13 protein-coding genes are annotated in these 18,047 nt (G+C 44.6%); 9 read left to right on the plus strand and 4 right to left on the minus strand.

Annotation, left to right across the window (positions count from 1 at the left end):
• Positions 1-386 precede the first annotated feature (386 nt).
• Both NRI27_RS00980 and NRI27_RS00985 read left to right on the plus strand, forming a co-directional pair.
• Positions 387-1,553, plus strand: coding sequence for a PDZ domain-containing protein (locus NRI27_RS00980; RefSeq protein WP_371389193.1), 1,167 nt, complete (start codon positions 387-389; stop codon positions 1,551-1,553).
• 24 nt (positions 1,554-1,577) lie between these two features.
• Positions 1,578-1,841, plus strand: a complete 264-nt coding sequence (locus tag NRI27_RS00985) for a CsbA family protein (protein ID WP_371389194.1) — start codon at positions 1,578-1,580, stop codon at positions 1,839-1,841.
• A gap of 359 nt (positions 1,842-2,200) precedes the next feature.
• On the opposite strand, the gene NRI27_RS00990 is transcribed toward NRI27_RS00985, so the two are convergent.
• Positions 2,201-2,509: an AzlD domain-containing protein gene (locus NRI27_RS00990; RefSeq protein WP_371389195.1), complete on the minus strand. Its 309-nt coding sequence runs from the start codon at positions 2,507-2,509 to the stop codon at positions 2,201-2,203.
• Complete coding sequence (locus tag NRI27_RS00995; protein ID WP_371389196.1) at positions 2,509-3,234, minus strand: AzlC family ABC transporter permease; 726 nt, start codon at positions 3,232-3,234, stop codon at positions 2,509-2,511. Before NRI27_RS00995 ends, NRI27_RS00990 begins: the two co-directional genes overlap by 1 nt.
• A gap of 150 nt (positions 3,235-3,384) precedes the next feature.
• Between NRI27_RS00995 and NRI27_RS01000 the strand changes: the two genes are divergently transcribed.
• The 7 genes from NRI27_RS01000 to NRI27_RS01030 all read left to right on the plus strand — a co-directional run bounded on the left by NRI27_RS01000 (position 3,385) and on the right by NRI27_RS01030 (position 16,309).
• Complete coding sequence (locus NRI27_RS01000; protein WP_317942531.1) at positions 3,385-4,005, plus strand: TVP38/TMEM64 family protein; 621 nt, start codon at positions 3,385-3,387, stop codon at positions 4,003-4,005.
• Between the two features lie 835 nt (positions 4,006-4,840).
• Complete coding sequence (addB, locus tag NRI27_RS01005) at positions 4,841-8,332, plus strand: helicase-exonuclease AddAB subunit AddB (protein ID WP_371389197.1); 3,492 nt, start codon at positions 4,841-4,843, stop codon at positions 8,330-8,332.
• A complete protein-coding gene (gene addA, locus NRI27_RS01010) occupies positions 8,310-12,023 on the plus strand; it encodes a helicase-exonuclease AddAB subunit AddA (protein ID WP_371389198.1) in 3,714 nt (1,237 codons plus the stop codon). Before addB ends, addA begins: the two co-directional genes overlap by 23 nt.
• Positions 12,020-13,213, plus strand: coding sequence for a DUF418 domain-containing protein (locus tag NRI27_RS01015; RefSeq protein WP_371389199.1), 1,194 nt, complete (start codon positions 12,020-12,022; stop codon positions 13,211-13,213). Before addA ends, NRI27_RS01015 begins: the two co-directional genes overlap by 4 nt.
• Before the next feature lie 81 nt (positions 13,214-13,294).
• Positions 13,295-14,194: a fumarylacetoacetate hydrolase family protein gene (locus NRI27_RS01020; protein ID WP_371389200.1), complete on the plus strand. Its 900-nt coding sequence runs from the start codon at positions 13,295-13,297 to the stop codon at positions 14,192-14,194.
• A gap of 73 nt (positions 14,195-14,267) precedes the next feature.
• Positions 14,268-14,642, plus strand: a complete 375-nt coding sequence (locus NRI27_RS01025; protein WP_317942536.1) for a YisL family protein — start codon at positions 14,268-14,270, stop codon at positions 14,640-14,642.
• Positions 14,643-14,866: 224 nt separating this feature from the next.
• Positions 14,867-16,309 (plus strand): alpha-amylase family glycosyl hydrolase, encoded by a 1,443-nt coding sequence (locus NRI27_RS01030; protein ID WP_371389201.1) that lies wholly within the window; start codon positions 14,867-14,869, stop codon positions 16,307-16,309.
• Between the two features lie 52 nt (positions 16,310-16,361).
• Here the strand turns inward: NRI27_RS01030 and NRI27_RS01035 are convergent, their stop codons facing one another.
• Both NRI27_RS01035 and NRI27_RS01040 read right to left on the minus strand, forming a co-directional pair.
• On the minus strand, positions 16,362-17,219 hold the full coding sequence (locus NRI27_RS01035) for a DegV family protein (RefSeq protein WP_371389202.1): 858 nt from the start codon (positions 17,217-17,219) through the stop codon (positions 16,362-16,364).
• A 15-nt stretch (positions 17,220-17,234) separates the two neighbouring features.
• Entirely contained in the window at positions 17,235-18,041 is an 807-nt protein-coding gene (locus NRI27_RS01040) for a Cof-type HAD-IIB family hydrolase (RefSeq protein ID WP_371389203.1), read from the minus strand.
• Positions 18,042-18,047: the final 6 nt, after the last annotated feature.

Here is an 18,047-nt window from a genome sequence, read left to right on the forward strand (position 1 = left end):
AAATATGCGGCGTTTGAGGCAATGCGGCGTTTTGAATAAATATGCCGCGTTTTACGAAGTTATGAGCCGATTGAGGGGAATATGCTGAGTTCTACGAAAATATGAGCTGTTTGAGGGGAATATGCTGAGTTATGGCTAAATATGCGGCGTTCTTAAAGATAATGAGCTGTTTTGACGGAATATGCTTTGTTTGAAAACTAGGATGAGGATTGGGGCGCGGGGAGGGGTTGTAGAGAGCGGTGATCTGTCGCGCTGAATGGGTTTTGACAAATCAGAGGGGTTTGGTTTTGTAAAAAGGAAAAAAATGATTGCTGTCTCACACGCAAGACGATTCTTTTGATACAATAAGGAATAATCATGTTTGTAGGATAGGACGGTGAGCGTGGATGAGTGAACATGTAGTAGTGGACGTGTTAAAAGCGGTCGGGCTATTTTTCTTGAATCCAGTTTGGTTGGTTGCTATTTTTGCAGCTGTTGGACTAGGGTATTTTCGGGTGAAAAATGAGAGGCGTAGTTTTCATGTTCGTTTGCATCCGGGACTGACGGAGTTGAAAAGGGTAATTAAAGAATCGTGGTTGCCTGCTTTGCTGTTATCACTTGTCGTTTCAGGTGTTGGATTGACGGTAGATGTTGGCTGGTTAGTTCTCTTGTCGGCCATTGCCATCGTCACGATGCTCACGTTTTATTATCAAGTGGCGTCACCGATTTATGCTGCCGCTCTCGCTTTTTTTGGTCTCGTTGCTGTGCAACAGTTTGTTGGTGATGTTACGGTTCGCGGATGGTCATTAACGTCAATTGACTTTATGGGTCAAATTGCAATTACCATTCCTGTCATAGCGGGGTTACTGTTGATTGTGGAAGGTTTCCTCGTTGGAACCGCAGCTCATTATGCATCATCTTTTTTGACGAAAACGAAAAGAGGCTTACGCGCAGCGGCTTTTAAGACAAAACGTCTTTGGTTATTGCCAGTGATTTTTCTCGTGCCGGGTGATTTTTTAACGGCTTTCACTCCTTACTGGCCACAATTTACTGTAGGTGCAACAGAATTCAGTTTCATACCTGTACCGATCGTCATTGGATTTTCTCAAGTTGCTCGGGCAAGTTTTGCGGATGATTTATTACCGAAAATGGGACGAGCAATCATATGGATAGGTGTGCTTGTTGCTGCAGTCGGGGTTCTTGCTTGGTGGATGCCGATTATGGGTTGGGTTGCACTAGTGATTGGTGTTGTCGGTCGCGCAGCACTTTCAATTGTCGTTGCTGTGCGCGAACGGCATGGTGGATTCGTTGGAGCACCACAATCGACAGGTGTCATGATTGCCGGGATTTTACCGGATTCGCCTGGTGAGAAGCTTGGATTGGTTCCGGGTGAGTGCATTCGTACAGTGAATGGCATTCAAGTGTCCAATGAAAAAGAATTGTATGATGCAATCCAAGTGAATGCTGCTCATTGTCGTTTGCAAGTAATTGGTCGCGATGGAGAAGTGAGGCTTATGCAACAAGTATTGTATAGACACGATCATCATCGGTTAGGGCTGCTTGTTGTCCGCTAATCCAGTAAGAAAGTTGGTTGTAAAATGGATATCGCCTTATTGGAAACGAAGATACTGCTCGCCTTGTTTTTGCCTGGTTTGCTCGTCGTTTTTTTCACACGCGTAACATTCCATCACTTCGTTGGCCTTGCGTTAACAGTTGCCCTTATAGCTGCGTCGATATATGCCGGATACACACATAATTGGCTGTTATACGTGGCAGACGCATTGTCGCTCACAATCGGCTTCTGGTATGCCACGCGGATGGTGAAGAAGGCGAGGAAACGCCAGCAAGGAGTGGATGAATAATGTTTGTGAAACCGCTCCAAGTTTGGGGCGGTTTTTTGAGTGCAATTGGTAGTCGTATCGTCAGGAGTAAATCGGTATATTTTGAACGGATTAGGTTGAAGTATGAACCTAGCTAAGGCTGGGAGATAAGTAGAAATTTTAGTGTGATTAATAAAAAGCTTATAAAATACTGCGTGACTTCAAGGATTTTGCAACTTGGATTCACGCAGTTTTCCGTATTGTTGACTGTTGTTCTAGTCCCTATTCTTATTAAGAAGGGATAGGCTTGGATGAATGCGGGTATGTACCATTGATAGAATAGGAGTTAATGACGCGATTAACCAAAAAAAAGAAAACCGCCGTGCATGGCAGTTTTCATGTTACATGAAGAGGCTATAGATGGCGAGAACGCCGATTGTGCCTAGGACGACGGGCATGAGGGTGCCGCCGAGGAAGGCGATGAGGAATGCGGTTGCTGCGCCGATGATGCCGAAGAGGATGTTGCCTTCTTGGACGAATAGGACGGCGGGAAAGATGAGTGCACCGAGGACGGCGTAGGGGATGTTGCTGAGGACGCCGCTAATAATTGGTGGGAGTTCTTTTCCGTCTAGTATGGTGAGTGGGATCATGCGTGGGATGTAGGTGACGAGCGCCATCCCAAAGAGCATCCACCAGTATGTAAGGCCCATTAGTTAGTCTTCCTTTCTTTGTACATGCCGGCTGCATTTTTGCCGCGGCGTGTGTAGATGATTTCGATGAAGATGGCGGATCCGAGTGTGGACACGAGGATTGCCCAGCCGGTCGTTAGCAGTTCTCCGAAGTAGAGGATGCAATGGATGACGGCTGCTGTTGTTGCGAGCATGACGACTTTTCGATTTCCTTTTGTCGCTGGGACGAGTAGACCGATGAACATGGCGTAAAGCGCAATGGACATGGCGATCTGCAGGAAGCCCGGTAAGTTGGCGCCGACGAAGTGGCCGACTGCTGTAAAGATGACCCAGCTACCGTAGGCGACAGAGGCGACACCGAATGCGAATGCGGATGTTATTTTGTCTTCTTCACGCGTCGCTAGGATGGAGAAGGTTTCGTCTGTAATGCCGAAAGCGTATGTAGCTTTTACCCATTTCGGTGCACGTTGCATCTTTTCATTCAGTGATGCCGTCATAAGGAAGTGACGGATGTTGACGACGAATGTGTTGATGACGATGGTGACGGGATCTACTCCAAGTTTGATGAGACTAAGGGTCATGTATTGAGAGGCGCCAGCGAATACGAACAAGCTCATGGCTGTTGCTTCAATGATGTTCAGTCCTGTTGTTTTGGCGAGTAGCCCGAATGTGAGTGCGACGGGAAAGTAGCCGATTGCGATGCTGATGCCTGCTTTCACGCCTGCTATAAACTGTTTGTTTCGCATTTTGTCACGTCTTTCTAATATGTATAGTTGAAATTATACTATATTTTGATGTTTCAGTGGTATTCTATAAGAAAAAAGGGAATAGTTGAGATAGGAATTGAGAATTGACCGAAGATGAGTCGATTTGTGGACAGGTGAGGGTGTATACATATGAGCGAATGGATGGATGTTGATAAAATTATTGAATTGGCGGAGCATTATAAGGCGCTTGGGCCGTTTATTGGTATTTTACTGCCATTTATTGAGGCTTTCTTGCCTTTTTTGCCGCTGTTTGTATTTGTTTTTGCGAATGCTGGTGCTTACGGATTATGGCTTGGTTTCATTTTGTCTTGGGCAGGAACAGTTGCGGGTTCATACGTAGTATTTCTCATTATTCGAAAGTATGGAAGGAATCGATTTTTGCGTTTTTTAACGAAGCACAAACGCGTTCAACAGCTCATCGGTTGGGTGGAACGAAATGGTTTTGGTCCGTTATTTTTGCTGCTTTGTTTTCCATTTACGCCGTCAGCGTTAGTCAATCTTGTTGCGGGTTTATCAAATATGAAGAAAAAAAACTATTTGATGATCTTGATGGCAGGAAAATTTGTCATGATCTTTACGATTAGTTTTATTGGATATGATTTAAAGGCGTTGCTGACGCAGCCGATTCGGACGGCCATTGTGATAGGGATTATTGTGATATTGTGGCTAGTTGGGAAATGGTTTGAGAAGCGACTTGAGAAACGGGTGGAGGAAGAGTCGAGTACGATTTTTCAGGGGGAAGATGAGTAGTAATTTGATATGCTTTTTGAGTTATGCGGCTTTCGGGGAGAAAATGTGGAGTTTCGCGGAGTTATGCTGCGTTTGAGGAGTTTATACGTTGTTTGGCGTTTTGGGTGGCGCGGGATAGTTGCGTTGCAGGGATTTGCTAGTCGCGCAGAATGCTTTTGACAAATCAACGGTTTCTGAAATTAGTAGCGTTATGCGGAGTTCTGAGGAGATATGCGGTTTTCGGGAAGAATATGCCGCGTTTCGAGGAGTTATGCCGCGTTTGAGGAGTTTATGCGTTGTTTGGCGTTTTTTAGTGGCGCGGGATGGTTGCGTTGCAGGGATTTGCTAGTCGCGCAGAAAGCTTTTGACAAATCAACGGTTTTGGAAATTAGTAGCGTTATGCGTTTTTCGGGGTGGATATGCTGCGTTTCGAGGAGTTATGCCGCGTTTGAGGAGTTTATGCGTTGTTTGGTGTTTTAGTGGCGCGGGTTGGTTTCGTTGCAAGGATTTGCTAGTCGCGCAGAATGCTTTTGACAAATCAACGGTTTTGGAAATTAGTAGCGTTATGCGGTTTTTGAGGCGAATATGTGGAGTTCTGAGGAGTTATGCGGTTTTCGTGATGACTATGCGGCGTTTCGAGGGGGGATGCTGCGTTTGAGGAGTTTATGCGTTGTTTGGCGTTTTTTAGTGGCGCGGGATGGTTTCGTTGCAGGGATTTGCTAGTCGCGAAGAATGCTTTGGACAAATGAATGGGTTGTTTGTGGATGTATTTAGTTCCTGTCCTCTTAAACTTTCGGTACAATGGAAGGAAGAGATGAGAGGGAATTTTTTATTGGTTGGAAGGGGGCGTTTTAGGATGACGTTGCGTTTTGTGACGGGACGAGCTGGGACTGGTAAGACGACGTTGATTGAGGGGGAGATTGCGGAGTCGTTGGAGCAGGATCCGCTTGGTCCTGCGATTATATTGCTTGTGCCTGACCAGATGTCGTATTCGATGGAGCATAGCTTGTCGGTGAATTTTGGCTTAAAGGGCATGATTCGTGCACAAGTTTCGACGTTTAAACGGCTTGCGTGGCGGGTGTTGCAAGAGACAGGTGGCATTACGCGTAAAGAGGTTGATGGTTTTGGTTATCGGATGCTTGTGCGAAGCGTGTTGGAGGAGAATCGTGAGGAGCTGAAACTGTTTCGGCAAGCTGCCAATAAAAGAGGATTTACGGAGAAGATTGGCGACTTGATGAAGGAATTCTCCCGGTATTGTTTGGACCAAGAGTTGCTTGGAAAACTGTTAGCGGAGTTGTCCGCGGGACAAGCACCGCGTACGTTGCAAGACAAGGTGAGCGATTTAACACTACTGCTTGGAAAGATAGAAGAAAAGCTCGGTACAGCGTATGTCGATAGTGAGGGCCATCTCGCTTTGCTTGCATCGCAAGTGCAGCATTCGGAGTTGATTCGTGATGCGGATATATATGTAGATGGTTTTGAGAGTTTTACTTCGCGAGAATACGAGATTTTGAAGGAGTTAATGAAGTACGGGAAAAGCGTGACGGTTGTATTGCCGATGGAAGCGGGTGTTTCGGGTCATGCAGACCATGAATTGTTTTTCAATCCAGTGCGGACGGCGTTAAAGTTGCGGGAGATTGCTCGGTTGGAATCGGTCGATGTGGAAGGCAACATGCATTTGGAAGAAGCGTTGCGTTTTCGAAATGCAGAATTACGGCACTTTGAGAAGGAGTTTGAGAAGTACCCGCCATCTGAAAGGGCTTCTGAAGGAGCTGTTACCCTTATTGAAGCGGCGGATCGGCGTGCGGAAGTACATGCTGTGGCGCGGCATATCCGTGAGCTGGTTAGGGATGGTGAGCGTTATAAACAGATTGCCATTTTGTACCGGCAGCCTGAAGTATATGATGAGCTCATTGAGACGATTTTTTCCCAGTATGACATACCGGTGTTCATTAGCCGTAAAAAACCAATGCTCCATCACCCGCTTATTGAGTTTTCACGATCCATTTTGGAAGTTGTGACGAATGGTTGGACGTACGAAGCAGTTTTTAGGGCGATTAAAACAGATTTGTTTTTCCCGCATCGTGAAGACAAGCAGTTATGGCGGGAGCGAGCGGATCGGTTGGAGAACTATGTGCTGGCAAATGGTATTTACGGGAATCGTTGGTATGACGAGGAACGTTGGAAAGTGAAACGATACCGGGGATTAGAGCTCCATACGACTGTACAGACGGACGAGGAATTGCAGTTGCAAAAAGAGTTGCATCTCATTCGTGACATCGTAAGGGATCCGCTTGTCCAGTTTGAAGGACGGTTAAAACGGGCTCGTAATGGACGGGATATCGCTGAGGCGTTGTTTTTATTCATGGAATCGTTGCAGATCTTCGATAAGATTGTTGACTTGCGGGCTGAGGAAGAACGTGCGGGTCGATTATTAAGTGCAGCGGAACACGACCAAGCATGGAATTCATGGATTAATGTGCTGGACCAATTTGTGCTTATGTTCGGGGAAAAGGATATGCCATTGAAAGAAGCTGCCCGTATTTTGGATGAAGGTTTGGATACGTTGGAATTTACACGCATTCCACCTTCTTTGGACCAAGTGACTGTTACGACAATTGAGCTGTCGAGTATGATGGATAGCGATGTTGTATTTGTAATGGGTGTCAATGACGGGGTACTGCCGCAACGGATGGATGCAGAGGGAATCTTATCCGATTGGGACCGGGAGTGGTTCAATCGGAGCGGTATTGAACTCGCTCCTTCATCCAAGACGAAATTAATGGATGAGTCGTATATGGCGTATCGTGCGTTCACTTCCGCAAAGGACAAGCTCTTTATTACGTACCCAATTGCCGACGAAGAAGGAAAATCCTTATTGCCTTCGTTGTATATCGCAAGAATCCAAACGATCGTGAAAGGAGTTCCTTTGCAAGTTGCAGTGACGGATCCATCGGAGTTGTTGGATCACGCCGATGAAGCGACTTACATTAGTCACCCTCGGACGGCATTGCCTTATGTTTCCATGAAAGTGAAAGAGGCTGCTCATCGCAATGAACTGGCGCCGCAATGGCAAGCGGTATTGACATATTACGAAGAAGATCCACTTTGGTCTTCTGTTCTGCATGATATTACGACGTCGATGAAAGAGCGGAACCGCACGGAACGGTTAGCACCTACGTTAACAGAAGGCTTGTATGGAAAATCGTTCGTATCGAGTGTTTCGCGCGTTGAATCGTATTATAGCTGTCCGTTCCAGCATTTTGCATCGTATGGATTAGGTTTACAGGAGCGGATGGAGTATACGTTGGAAGCTCCTTCAATCGGGGATTTGTTCCATGCGGCATTAAAATGGATTTCGGATGAAATGAATCGAAGTGGTAGGTCATGGGCGGAGTTGACGAAGGAAGATTGTTGGGCGCTAGCCAAGGGAGCGATGGACGCAATTACTCCGTTGTTTTTCAATCGGATATTACTGTCGACAAGCCGTTACCAGTATATCCGCCGGAAATTGACGCATATTTTGACGCGGACGATGTATGCGCTCGGCAAGCAGGCGACGACAAGCTCGTTCAAGCCGGTGGCAATTGAAGCGGCATTTGGGCCAGGAGAGCCGTTGCCGCCACTGTCAATTCCACTTCGTCGTGGCAATCAAATGAATTTACGCGGACGTATTGACCGAATTGACGCGACCGAAATTGATGGCAAGAAATACTTACGAATTGTCGACTACAAATCATCAGCAAAGCAGTTGGATTTGACCGATGTCTATTACGGTATCTCCTTGCAAATGTTGACGTATTTAGATGTAGCGGTTGAACATGCGGAAGAGTGGATTGGGTTTAAAGCGGATCCTGCGGGTGTCCTTTATTTGCATATCCATAACCCGATGCTTCGGTCCGAACTGGAAATGACCGAGGCAATGATAGAGCAGGAAATGATCAAGTCCTATAAGATGCGGGGCTATTTGTTAGATGAGCCTGAAGTTGTCATGGGAATGGATGCGCAAATTGGCAAGACTTCAGCTGTCATCCCTGCCGCATTTAAGACAGACGGTTCATTCACAAAAGCATCGAAAGTTTTGTCGACGGATGATTTGCATGTCGTCAGGAAATTTGTGCGACATCGGCACCAACAGGCGGGAGATGGCATGTTAGCGGGCGATACACGGGTCTATCCCTATAAATTGAAGGACCGGATGCCTTGTCAGTTTTGTTCGTATCAATCCGTTTGTCAATTCGATCCAACTGATCCTGAGCAGGCGTACAGGCAATATGATTCGATGGATGCCGAGCAAACACTTGAAAAGATGCGAGAGGATGTGAATGATGATGGACATTCCAATTAAACCGGCAGACGTGACGTTTACGGATGCACAGTGGAAAGCGATCTGGGCGACAGGGAAAGATGTGCTCGTGTCAGCTGCGGCTGGATCTGGGAAAACAAAAGTGTTGATTACCAGAATGATTCAGAAAGTATTGAATGAGCAAGACCCGATTGACGTCGACCAATTGCTCGTTGTCACATTCACGAATGCTGCGGCTGCAGAAATGCGTCATCGGATGGCAGGTGCGTTAGAAGAGGCGATTGCTGAAAAACCAGCGTCCATCCATTTACGACGACAGTTGAGTCTGTTGAATAAAGCCCAGATTTCCACTTTGCACTCGTTCTGTCTAAATGTAGTGCGTCAGTATGCCTATTTGATTGATATCGACCCAGGCTTTCGGATTGCAGATACAACGGAAGCAGCTTTGTTACGCGATGATACGATTGGGGAAGTGCTTGAGGATGCGTATAATGCCGACAATCCTGAAGCAATGTATCGTTTAGCGGATAGCTTTACGTCCGATCGGAACGACCAGTCAATTGAAAAACTGATCGACAAACTTTATGACTATTCAAGAGTGCATCCTTCTCCTGAACGATGGCTCCGCATGTTACCGATGCAATATGAAATTGGTGAAGGTGTCTCGATTGATGAATTAGCGTTCATTGACCCGTTGAAAACAGCGATTCGCCACACATTGGAAGAGGCAATTGCTTTGACGGAAGATATGAAACGGATCGCTTTGTTGCCTGAAGGTCCGGAACCACTCGCTGTAACGGCGGATGCGGACTTGCAATGGCTGTTGGAAGCGAAACGCCGGATAGATGAGGGGACTTGGGAAGATACGTACCATTTCTTCGGTTCGTTGACATGGGTGAAAGCGGGAACGATTCGCAAAAATACGTGTGATGAAGAACTGGCGAAGCGTGCGAAAGCGATACGTGATTCCGTTAAAAAAATCATCAATACGTTGAAAGAGTCCTATTTTACAAGAACACCGAAGCGTCTGCTCGATGAAATCCGATTAATGGCACCGAGTATGCATTCGCTTGTAGAGTTGGTCATCGATTTTGGTGAGCGGTATAAACAAGTGAAAATGGATCGGGGACTTGTAGACTTTTCCGATTTGGAGCATTTTGCGTTAATGATTCTCGCGGAAGAAAGAGACGGTGAATGGGTTCCTTCTGATATCGCGATGGACTACTTAAATCGTTTTGCGGAAGTGCTTGTGGATGAGTATCAAGATGTCAATTTATTACAGGAAGCGATTATCCAGCTTGTGAAACGGGGGAGCGAAGCGGATGGGAACTTGTTCATGGTTGGTGATGTGAAACAATCCATTTATCGGTTCCGTCTGGCAGAGCCTGGTTTATTCCTCGGGAAATATAATCGATTTACGACAGATGACGGCGAACAAGGACTAAAAATCGACTTGAACGCAAACTTCAGAAGTCGCAAGGAAGTGTTGGATGCGACAAATTATGTCTTTTCTCAAGTGATGGGGAAACGTGTCGGAGAAGTTGAATATGATGAGGCGGCTGCCTTGAAATATGGTGCCAAGTATCCCGAAAAGGAAACTGCAGCCACGCTTACGCTACTGTACGAAGCTGATGAAGAGGAGCTTGACGATGAAGCAACAGAGCTCGTTGGCCAAAGTTTAAAAAGTTCGCAAGCCGAAGCGCGTTATATGATTCAACGCATTAAAAGCTTGATGGCTTCGGGGGAAGAAGTGACGGATGCTTTTTCGGATAAACGGCGTCCGTTAAAATATAGTGATATTGTCATTCTTATGCGTTCGATGACGTGGTCTGGCGAAATAGCAGAAGAATTCAAGTTGGCAGGGATTCCGATTTACGCTGAATTGTCCCGTGGTTATTTTGAAGCGATTGAAGTGATGATTATGCTGAACACCTTGCGTGTCATTGATAATCCTTACCAAGATATTCCACTTGCTTCCGTCTTGCGTGCTCCGTTTGTCGGCATGACAGAGAATGAGTTGGCGCAAGTCCGATTAGCAGCGAAGAATAAACCTTTCTACGATGCATTAAAGCATTTTATGGCGACGGGAGGAGCAGGTATTGATCCCGTCACACAACAGAAATTGCAACGGTTTTTCTTGCAGTTTGAAGATTGGCGCAATTTAGCTCGTCGCGGTTCGTTGTCCGAGCTTATTTGGCAAGTGTACGCAGATACACACTATTACGAAATTGTTGGCGCAATGCCAAATGGCAAGCAACGGCAAGCGAACTTACGCGCCTTGCATGACCGTGCGATTGATTATGAAAAAACATCTTTCAGAGGATTGTTCCGTTTTCTTCGCTTCATCGACAGAATGCAAAAACGAGGAGATGACCTAGGAGCTGCTCGTTACGTTAGTGATACGGAAGATGTTGTGCGAATCATGACCATCCATTCATCCAAAGGGCTCGAATTCCCATATGTGTTCGTAGCAGGAACAGGTCGCCAATTTAATAAGATGGATTTCAATGAACCGTATTTATTTGACCAGCATTTTGGTCTTGCGGTAAAGGCAATCGATCCCGATTTACGCATTACGTATACATCGCTTCCGTTTTTAGCGATGAAGGAAAAAAAGCAATTGGAAATGCGGGCGGAAGAAATGCGTGTGTTATACGTAGCGATGACGCGGGCGAAAGAACATCTGGAACTTGTTGCCACTGTAAAAGACATTGAGAAGACGATGACGAAATGGCAAGATGCACAACTGATTGAGCCGGGTTCAATGTTACCGGAATATACGCGCTCAAGAGCAAACGGGTATTTGGATTGGATTGGACCTGCAGTTGCAAGGCATGCCGATTTTGAATTGTTCGGTGTAACGAATGGCGGTAGACTAATAGCGGATGATTCAAAATGGAAAATTGCAGCGTATCCGACGGCGTCTTTCTTAGAGCCGGCAGAAGAGGAAATTACCGTAGAAGAGAAAGAGATCGTTGGTTCGGAGGAAGTAAATGATGACTGGGTAGCCGAAGTGAAACGCAGATTCGATTACCGGTATCCGCATGGAGCATCTGTGCAGAAACGTTCAAAACAGACCGTTAGTGAACTGAAACGGTTAGCACAGCTTGAGCAAGATGGTACGTATGATAATTTCTTTTCTACATTGGATGATGAAGTGAGTACACCCTATTTGCATGCACGTCCATCGTTCATGCAAACGCGAGCATTATCGAGTGCGGAAATCGGATCAGCGATGCATACGATTATGCAACATATTGACCTCACTTCAAAGCCGACGGTTCAGGATGTTGCTCGATTTGTGACGGAATTGACTACACGGCAATTATTGACGCCTGAAGAAGCAAATGCTGTAGATGTGAATGCGATCGTAACATTCTTTTCGACGAACATGTATGATCGATTGTCCGCTTCGGCAACAGTCCTACGTGAAGTTCCGTTTACGTATGCGTATGATGCAGAAGACGGGGATCATCAGATATTACAAGGGATCGCGGATTGTTTATTCCAGGAAAAGGACGGATGGGTGCTGCTTGATTACAAAACCGATCGTGTCCGTGGGCAGCTTGCTTCCGTTGAGTCGTTAACAGTGGAGATGCAAAAACGATACGGCATACAGTTGAGCCTTTATAAAAAAGCGATCGAATCGATTGCGAAAATACACATAAAAGAAATGGTCCTCTACTTATTTGACGGGGAGAGGGTTGTGAATGTTCAGGAGGAATCTGTTTGAAAGTTTCACCAACATTGTTAGGGAATCGAATTGAGTCATTGGATATGTTGAGGGGTTTTGCACTCCTCGGTATCTTTATTGCAAATATGCTTACTTTCCATTCTCCCTATTTTTATATTGATCCACATACGTATTTCAGTACGCCTGGTGATCAATTTTCTTATAAAATTATTAGCATTTTCGTAGAAGCGAGTTTCTATCCGATTTTTGCGATGCTGTTCGGTTATGGTTTGCAAATGCAGTACGAAAAGTCTGTTGTGAATAAAACACCATTTGCGCCGATTATGGCAAAGCGTCTCGCAATTTTAATGGCATTCGGACTGATACACGCGCTATTCATATGGTCCGGTGATATTTTGTTTACGTATGCAATTATGGGGTTCATCATGATTGGGGTTGTGAGAATACCTAAAAAATGGCTCCTACCCATTGCGCTCGTCGTTTATTTAATTCCAACGTTTTTGCTCATTGGGGGGACTTATTTTGTAACAAAAATGTTTCCAGATGACCTGATGGAAGGCTATTCAGACATCCAACGCATTGAACAAGCGATTACAGCATACGGACATGGCTCGTATGTCGATGCACTATTGTTCCGGATTCCAGAATGGCTGCTAATAGGTTTGCCGGCGATGTTCATGGGTGTTTTTATGGTGCTTCCGTTAATTATGCTCGGTGCAGTATTTGCAAAGGTGAAGTTGTTTGAACGTGCAGCACAGTTCAAAGGCAGAATCGCACTTGTTACACTCCTTTCATTCGTTGTAGGTATTGTCATTAAATCATTGCCGTATCTTGATGAGCCGACGTACTACTACAAACTCACTCAGCAATTGATCGGTGGGCCGATTTTAGCGATCGGATATGCAGGTGTCATTTTGTTGTTATGTCAATTGCCGATTTTCCAAAAAGTATTCCGGCCAATTTCAAAAGCAGGTCGTATGTCTTTGACGACTTACTTGACGCAATCCATCGTTGCAACATTAATTTTCTACAATTATGGGTTCGGTTTGTATGGAAAAGTGGACATTGAGACGGGAACGTTAATGGCGATTGGCATCTTCATTCTACAAGTGATTTTTGCCGAATTGTGGCTGATGAAGTTTAAGATGGGTCCATTTGAATGGATATGGCGTAAAGTGACGTATGGAAAGAATCTGACGAAAAAAGAGGAGAAAGTGCAAGTTTTGTAGAAATAAAGGAGACAGCTACAGTCATCGTTAGCTAGTAGTTTGTGCAGGGAAGAAATCAAACAAGGAAGGTAGGGCTAGCACATGAAACTTTTATCGTTCCGGTATGAAGGGAACATCTTATTCGGTCCGAAAGTGAAGAAAGAGGAAGCGGTCTGGGATGTACGATCCATTGCAGAGGCTTTTGGCGAAACAGATTTCCCGACAACAATCATCGAGGGCATCAAAGAAGGGCTACAGTTTGTTGAGAAGGTGAGAAAACTGACTGAACAAGCGAAGACGAGTGAGAATCCGGAACAGTTCAAACATGACTTTACGAAAATCGAATGGTTATCGCCTGTGCCACGAACACCTAAAAACGTTTTGTGTGTCGGTAAGAACTATGCTGACCATGCAGCTGAAATGGGTAGTGATGCACCACCTGAGAAATTAATGATCTTCACGAAATCACCGACTGCAATTGCTGCAGATGAACAGGTGCTACCTGTCCATGCCGAAGTTACGCAAAACTTGGATTACGAAGGCGAGTTAGCTGTCGTTATCGGTAAGAAAGGACGCAATATCCCGAAACAACTTGCCTATGATTATGTTTTTGGGTATTCCATTGCAAATGACATTACAGCAAGAGATATCCAATCGGCTCATAAACAATATTTCTTAGGCAAGAGTTTAGACGGATCTTGTCCAATCGGGCCGTACATTGTGACCAAAGATGAGCTCCCAAATCCGCATAATCTTAGCATTGTGACAAAAGTGAATGATGAAGTACGCCAAAATGGCCATACAGCAAATATGATCTTTAAAATAGATGAATTGATTGTGGAGATATCGAAATACGTAACACTGGAACCGGGAGATGTTATTTTGACAGGTACGCCTGCTGGTGTCGGAAAAGGAATGAATCCACCGAAATTTTTGCGTGCTGGCGATACGGTGCAAATTGCTGTAGAGGGAATTGGCACACTTGTAAACCGCTTTGCCTAAGCGTATTTTAGTGCGATTAGGTTTGCGAATATGGTAGGATTAAAGGGTAAAGACAATAAATGAGGTGAATCACTTGGGCTTTTTATCAGACACGACCCATTTTCATATTTTCACATGGGTAGTCGGCATTATCGTTTTTCTCGTTGCTGCAGTGATGGCGAACGGGACAAAAGGCAAAAAAATTACACATATGATTGCACGCTTATTTTATGTGCTCATCCTTCTATCTGGCGTACTGCTATTCATTAAAGGAATGGATTACGGTAGAGGCGCAGAGTACGGCATCAAATTCCTGCTCGGCTTATTGACGATCGGCATGATGGAAATGGTGCTCGTTCGTTCTACAAAAGGGAAAAACGTTACCCTATTTTGGATTCTTTTCTTCGTATTCCTATTTGCAACAATGTTCTTCGGTTTTAAATTACCGATGGGCTGGGAGTTGTTTTAAGGTACAGAAGGTCCAACTCTATTGATGTACTGTGATCGAAAACCGTCAGCTAATCATGCTGACGGTTTTTACTTGGACAAAAATTGGAGACTGCTGACGTTTTCCTCCATTCACAAATTCGACTCAATTCCAGACGTCCGACATTTTTTTCATTTCATTACATGGCGTGGAAAGCATCCATTTGATAAAATGGCTAAAGATAGCTTGTCGAGGAGGCTTTTTTTGTGAAAGGTAAACGTATAAGTAGTGTTATCGCCATTTTTTTACTGTTCATTTCAACGATGCTGCCGACAGAAGCAGCTGCTTCTGCTGAACGCACGTTGAAGGATGAAAGTATATATGACTTATTAGTAGACCGGTTTAATAATGGGATCGGTACGAATGATGTAGACGTGGATGCAACAAATCGTCATGCGTTCAATGGTGGGGACTTTGCAGGGATCCAGTCGAGGTTGCAACATATTTCTGAAATGGGCTTCACGATGATTTCAATTGGGCCTGTGTTTGAAACGGACACGTATGATGGCACACAAGCACGGTCTTACGAAAAGTTGGAACCGCATTTTGGAACCGCTGAAGAATTAACAAGTTTAGTAAAAGCAGCACATGAAAAAGACATAAAGGTCATAGCAGATTTCCCCATGAATGACGTGAGTAAACAGCATGACTGGGTAAAGAATGAACAATTTTTATATACTGAAACGACTGACGGTACAATTCAATGGGATTCAAATGATGATGCCCTCCAGCAAGCGTTACTTCAAGCGGTCGTAGATTTTGTGACTACACACGATTTAGATGGGGTCCGATTGACAAAGTTGGAAGGCTATTCGGATGCATTTGTAAATGAAGTGATTGCAGTCGTCCATGAAACGAAAGCAGGCGCCTATGTTATCACAAATGAGGAGAGCGATGCGGACTTCGATGCGACGCGGCACATCGCTCAAGAAGATGCACTCCGCCAAGCATTTACGAAAACCGATGCGAACTCATCAGGTATTGATATTTTTACCGATGCAAATGCAACGAATATTATCCAACTTGACGATTTGTCCGGTTCCCGGTTAACGTATGAAATGGTTGAAGCAAGAATGTTCCCACCGACTCGATGGAAAGTAGCCGTAACGGCATTATTCACGTTGCCAGGGGTGCCTTTAATGACATATGGCTCGGAAATTGCAGTAAACGGTAAAGAAGCTCCAGATAGTCACCCATTGCTCAATTTTAAAACCGATATGGAATTAAAAGACTTGATCGGTAATTTAAATACGCTGCGAAACCAATCGGAAACGCTTCGCAATGGTGATTTCAAAATGTTGCACAATCAAGATGGTTTTATGGTTTACACAAGAACTTCAGAAGACGAAACGTGGTTAATTGCTGTTAATAACACGTCAAAAACGGTTGATATTAAAATTCCGGCAGAGCAAATCGGTGAGAAAAAGAAATTACGCGGCTTGCTGGACAGTGATTTGGTGAAAGAAACAGACGACGGGTATTTCCACGTCGTGTTAGACCGGGAACTAGCAGAAGTATATATTGCTGATGAAGACAAAGGATTTAATATACCGTATTTAATTGCCTCGCTTCTTGTTTATATACTCTTTTTAACGTTCCTTTTCCTTGTCATTAAGAAAGGAAGAGCGCGTAGAAAAGCGGAAGGATGAATAAACGCCTTTTCATGACAGGTGGCAAGCCTGTCTGAAAAGGCGTTTTTCTTTATGCGTTCATTTCTTTATTCAAAAAGAAGATGGCGATTGTGCCAGGGCCAGCGTGTGACCCGATGACGGAACCAATCATATGGATTTCAGTTGCTTTTGGCTTAAAACGTTCTTCGATGAGTGCTTGAACTTCTTTGGCGGTCTGTAAGTCATCACCATGACTGATGGCAATCGTTTGGTTGGCTAAATTTACTCCACGCTCATCCATAAGGTCGATCATCCGTTTTAATACTTTTTTGCGACCGCGATGTTTTTCAATCGGTACGAGTTTGCCGCTTTCTACATGAAGCAACGGTTTAATATTCAATAATCCACCGATGAATGCACTTGCTTTTGACACCCGTCCGCCTTTCGCCAAATAATCTAAATCCTCTACTGTAAATAAATGCTCCATATGAGCAGCCATATGGCGAATTTTGCGTTCGATTGTCCGGATATCGTCACCTGCATCCCGTAAACGAACAGCCTCTTTTACGAGAAGTCCATGGCCAAGCGAAGCGCATCGCGAATCAATGATAATCATATTCATACTCGGATTAACTTCTTTTACTTGGTCTCGCATCATGACTGCTGTATTGTACGTACCTGATAATTCGGATGAAAAAGCGATATACAGTCCATCTTCTCCGCTTTTTGCTAACTCCTTCCACGTATTGAGCAACAGTTCCGGAGAGGCTTGCGACGTTTTTGGATGCTTTCCACTACGTATTGCGGAGTAGATTTCTTGCGCATCAATTTCGGTAATATCATCAAACTCTTTGTCATCTACTAATACTTTCAATGGAATTAGCGTTACATTGTTTTCTTCAAAAAATGATTTCGGTAAATCTGAACCACTATCCGCAAAAATTCTCATAACTACCCCTCATTTCTATAGTTTTAAGCGTTCCTTTAAGAACGCTGCAATTCCATCTTCGTTGTTCGTCATCGTCACTTCATTTGCAATCGATTTTAATCGGTCAATTCCATTGCCCATGGCGACTCCCGTACCTGCATAATCGATCATTTCAAGGTCGTTGTCTTCATCGCCGAACGCGATGATCCGTTCCCGCGGGATGTCGAGCCATTTGGAAACATGTGAAATCCCAACCGCTTTGTTCAACCCGTGGCGGACAATTTCAATGACATCAAAAGGAGCTCCCCATCGTCTATGGTCAATCACTTCTGCATGCACATCTGCTAAATGGCGTCTGATCGGATCGACATTTTTCGAGTCTGCATGAATGAGTAAACTTGTTGGATCGACTTGTAATGAATTGCGTATATCACCTGCTGTAATAATCGGCTCTCCAAATGTCAGTACATCGAGCATCTTCTCGTCGTGCACTTGCATATACACATCGTCCATCACTTCAGCAATGATATTGTGAAAACGAAAATCCTGCATTGCATCGACGACGTCCCTTACGACAGGTAAGGAAATCGTTTCGTGAATGGTTTGCCAATTCGTATCCGTTGGATTATGGACAAACGCACCATTAAAATTGACAATAGGTGTTTGTAAACCGAGTTGCTTGTAATAGACAGCGCTCGCTCGATACGGTCGTCCTGTTGCAATCATAATCTGATGCCCTTGTTCTTCTGCCAATTTCAAAGTATGTGCAGTTTTTTCTGAGATGATTTTTTCATCTGTCAATAATGTCCCGTCCAAATCGAGGACAATTAAATGCGGTTTCATTGAGTC

This window comes from Sporosarcina sp. OR05 (genome assembly GCF_041414805.1).
Classification (GTDB): Bacteria; Bacillota; Bacilli; order Bacillales_A; family Planococcaceae; genus Sporosarcina; species Sporosarcina saromensis.

What these genes read in the sequence shown, in the direction of transcription:
- NRI27_RS00985 (WP_371389194.1), top strand. Translation starts at nt 1,578, where the DNA reads ATGGATATCGCCTTATTGGAAACGAAGATACTGCTCGCCTTGTTTTTG.
- NRI27_RS00990 (WP_371389195.1), bottom strand. Translation starts at nt 2,509, where the DNA reads ATGGGCCTTACATACTGGTGGATGCTCTTTGGGATGGCGCTCGTCACC.
- NRI27_RS00995 (WP_371389196.1), bottom strand. Translation starts at nt 3,234, where the DNA reads ATGCGAAACAAACAGTTTATAGCAGGCGTGAAAGCAGGCATCAGCATC.
- NRI27_RS01000 (WP_317942531.1), top strand. Translation starts at nt 3,385, where the DNA reads ATGAGCGAATGGATGGATGTTGATAAAATTATTGAATTGGCGGAGCAT.
- NRI27_RS01040 (WP_371389203.1), bottom strand. Translation starts at nt 18,041, where the DNA reads ATGAAACCGCATTTAATTGTCCTCGATTTGGACGGGACATTATTGACA.
- addA (WP_371389198.1), top strand. Translation starts at nt 8,310, where the DNA reads ATGATGATGGACATTCCAATTAAACCGGCAGACGTGACGTTTACGGAT.
- NRI27_RS01035 (WP_371389202.1), bottom strand. Translation starts at nt 17,219, where the DNA reads ATGAGAATTTTTGCGGATAGTGGTTCAGATTTACCGAAATCATTTTTT.
- NRI27_RS00980 (WP_371389193.1), top strand. Translation starts at nt 387, where the DNA reads ATGAGTGAACATGTAGTAGTGGACGTGTTAAAAGCGGTCGGGCTATTT.
- addB (WP_371389197.1), top strand. Translation starts at nt 4,841, where the DNA reads ATGACGTTGCGTTTTGTGACGGGACGAGCTGGGACTGGTAAGACGACG.
- NRI27_RS01020 (WP_371389200.1), top strand. Translation starts at nt 13,295, where the DNA reads ATGAAACTTTTATCGTTCCGGTATGAAGGGAACATCTTATTCGGTCCG.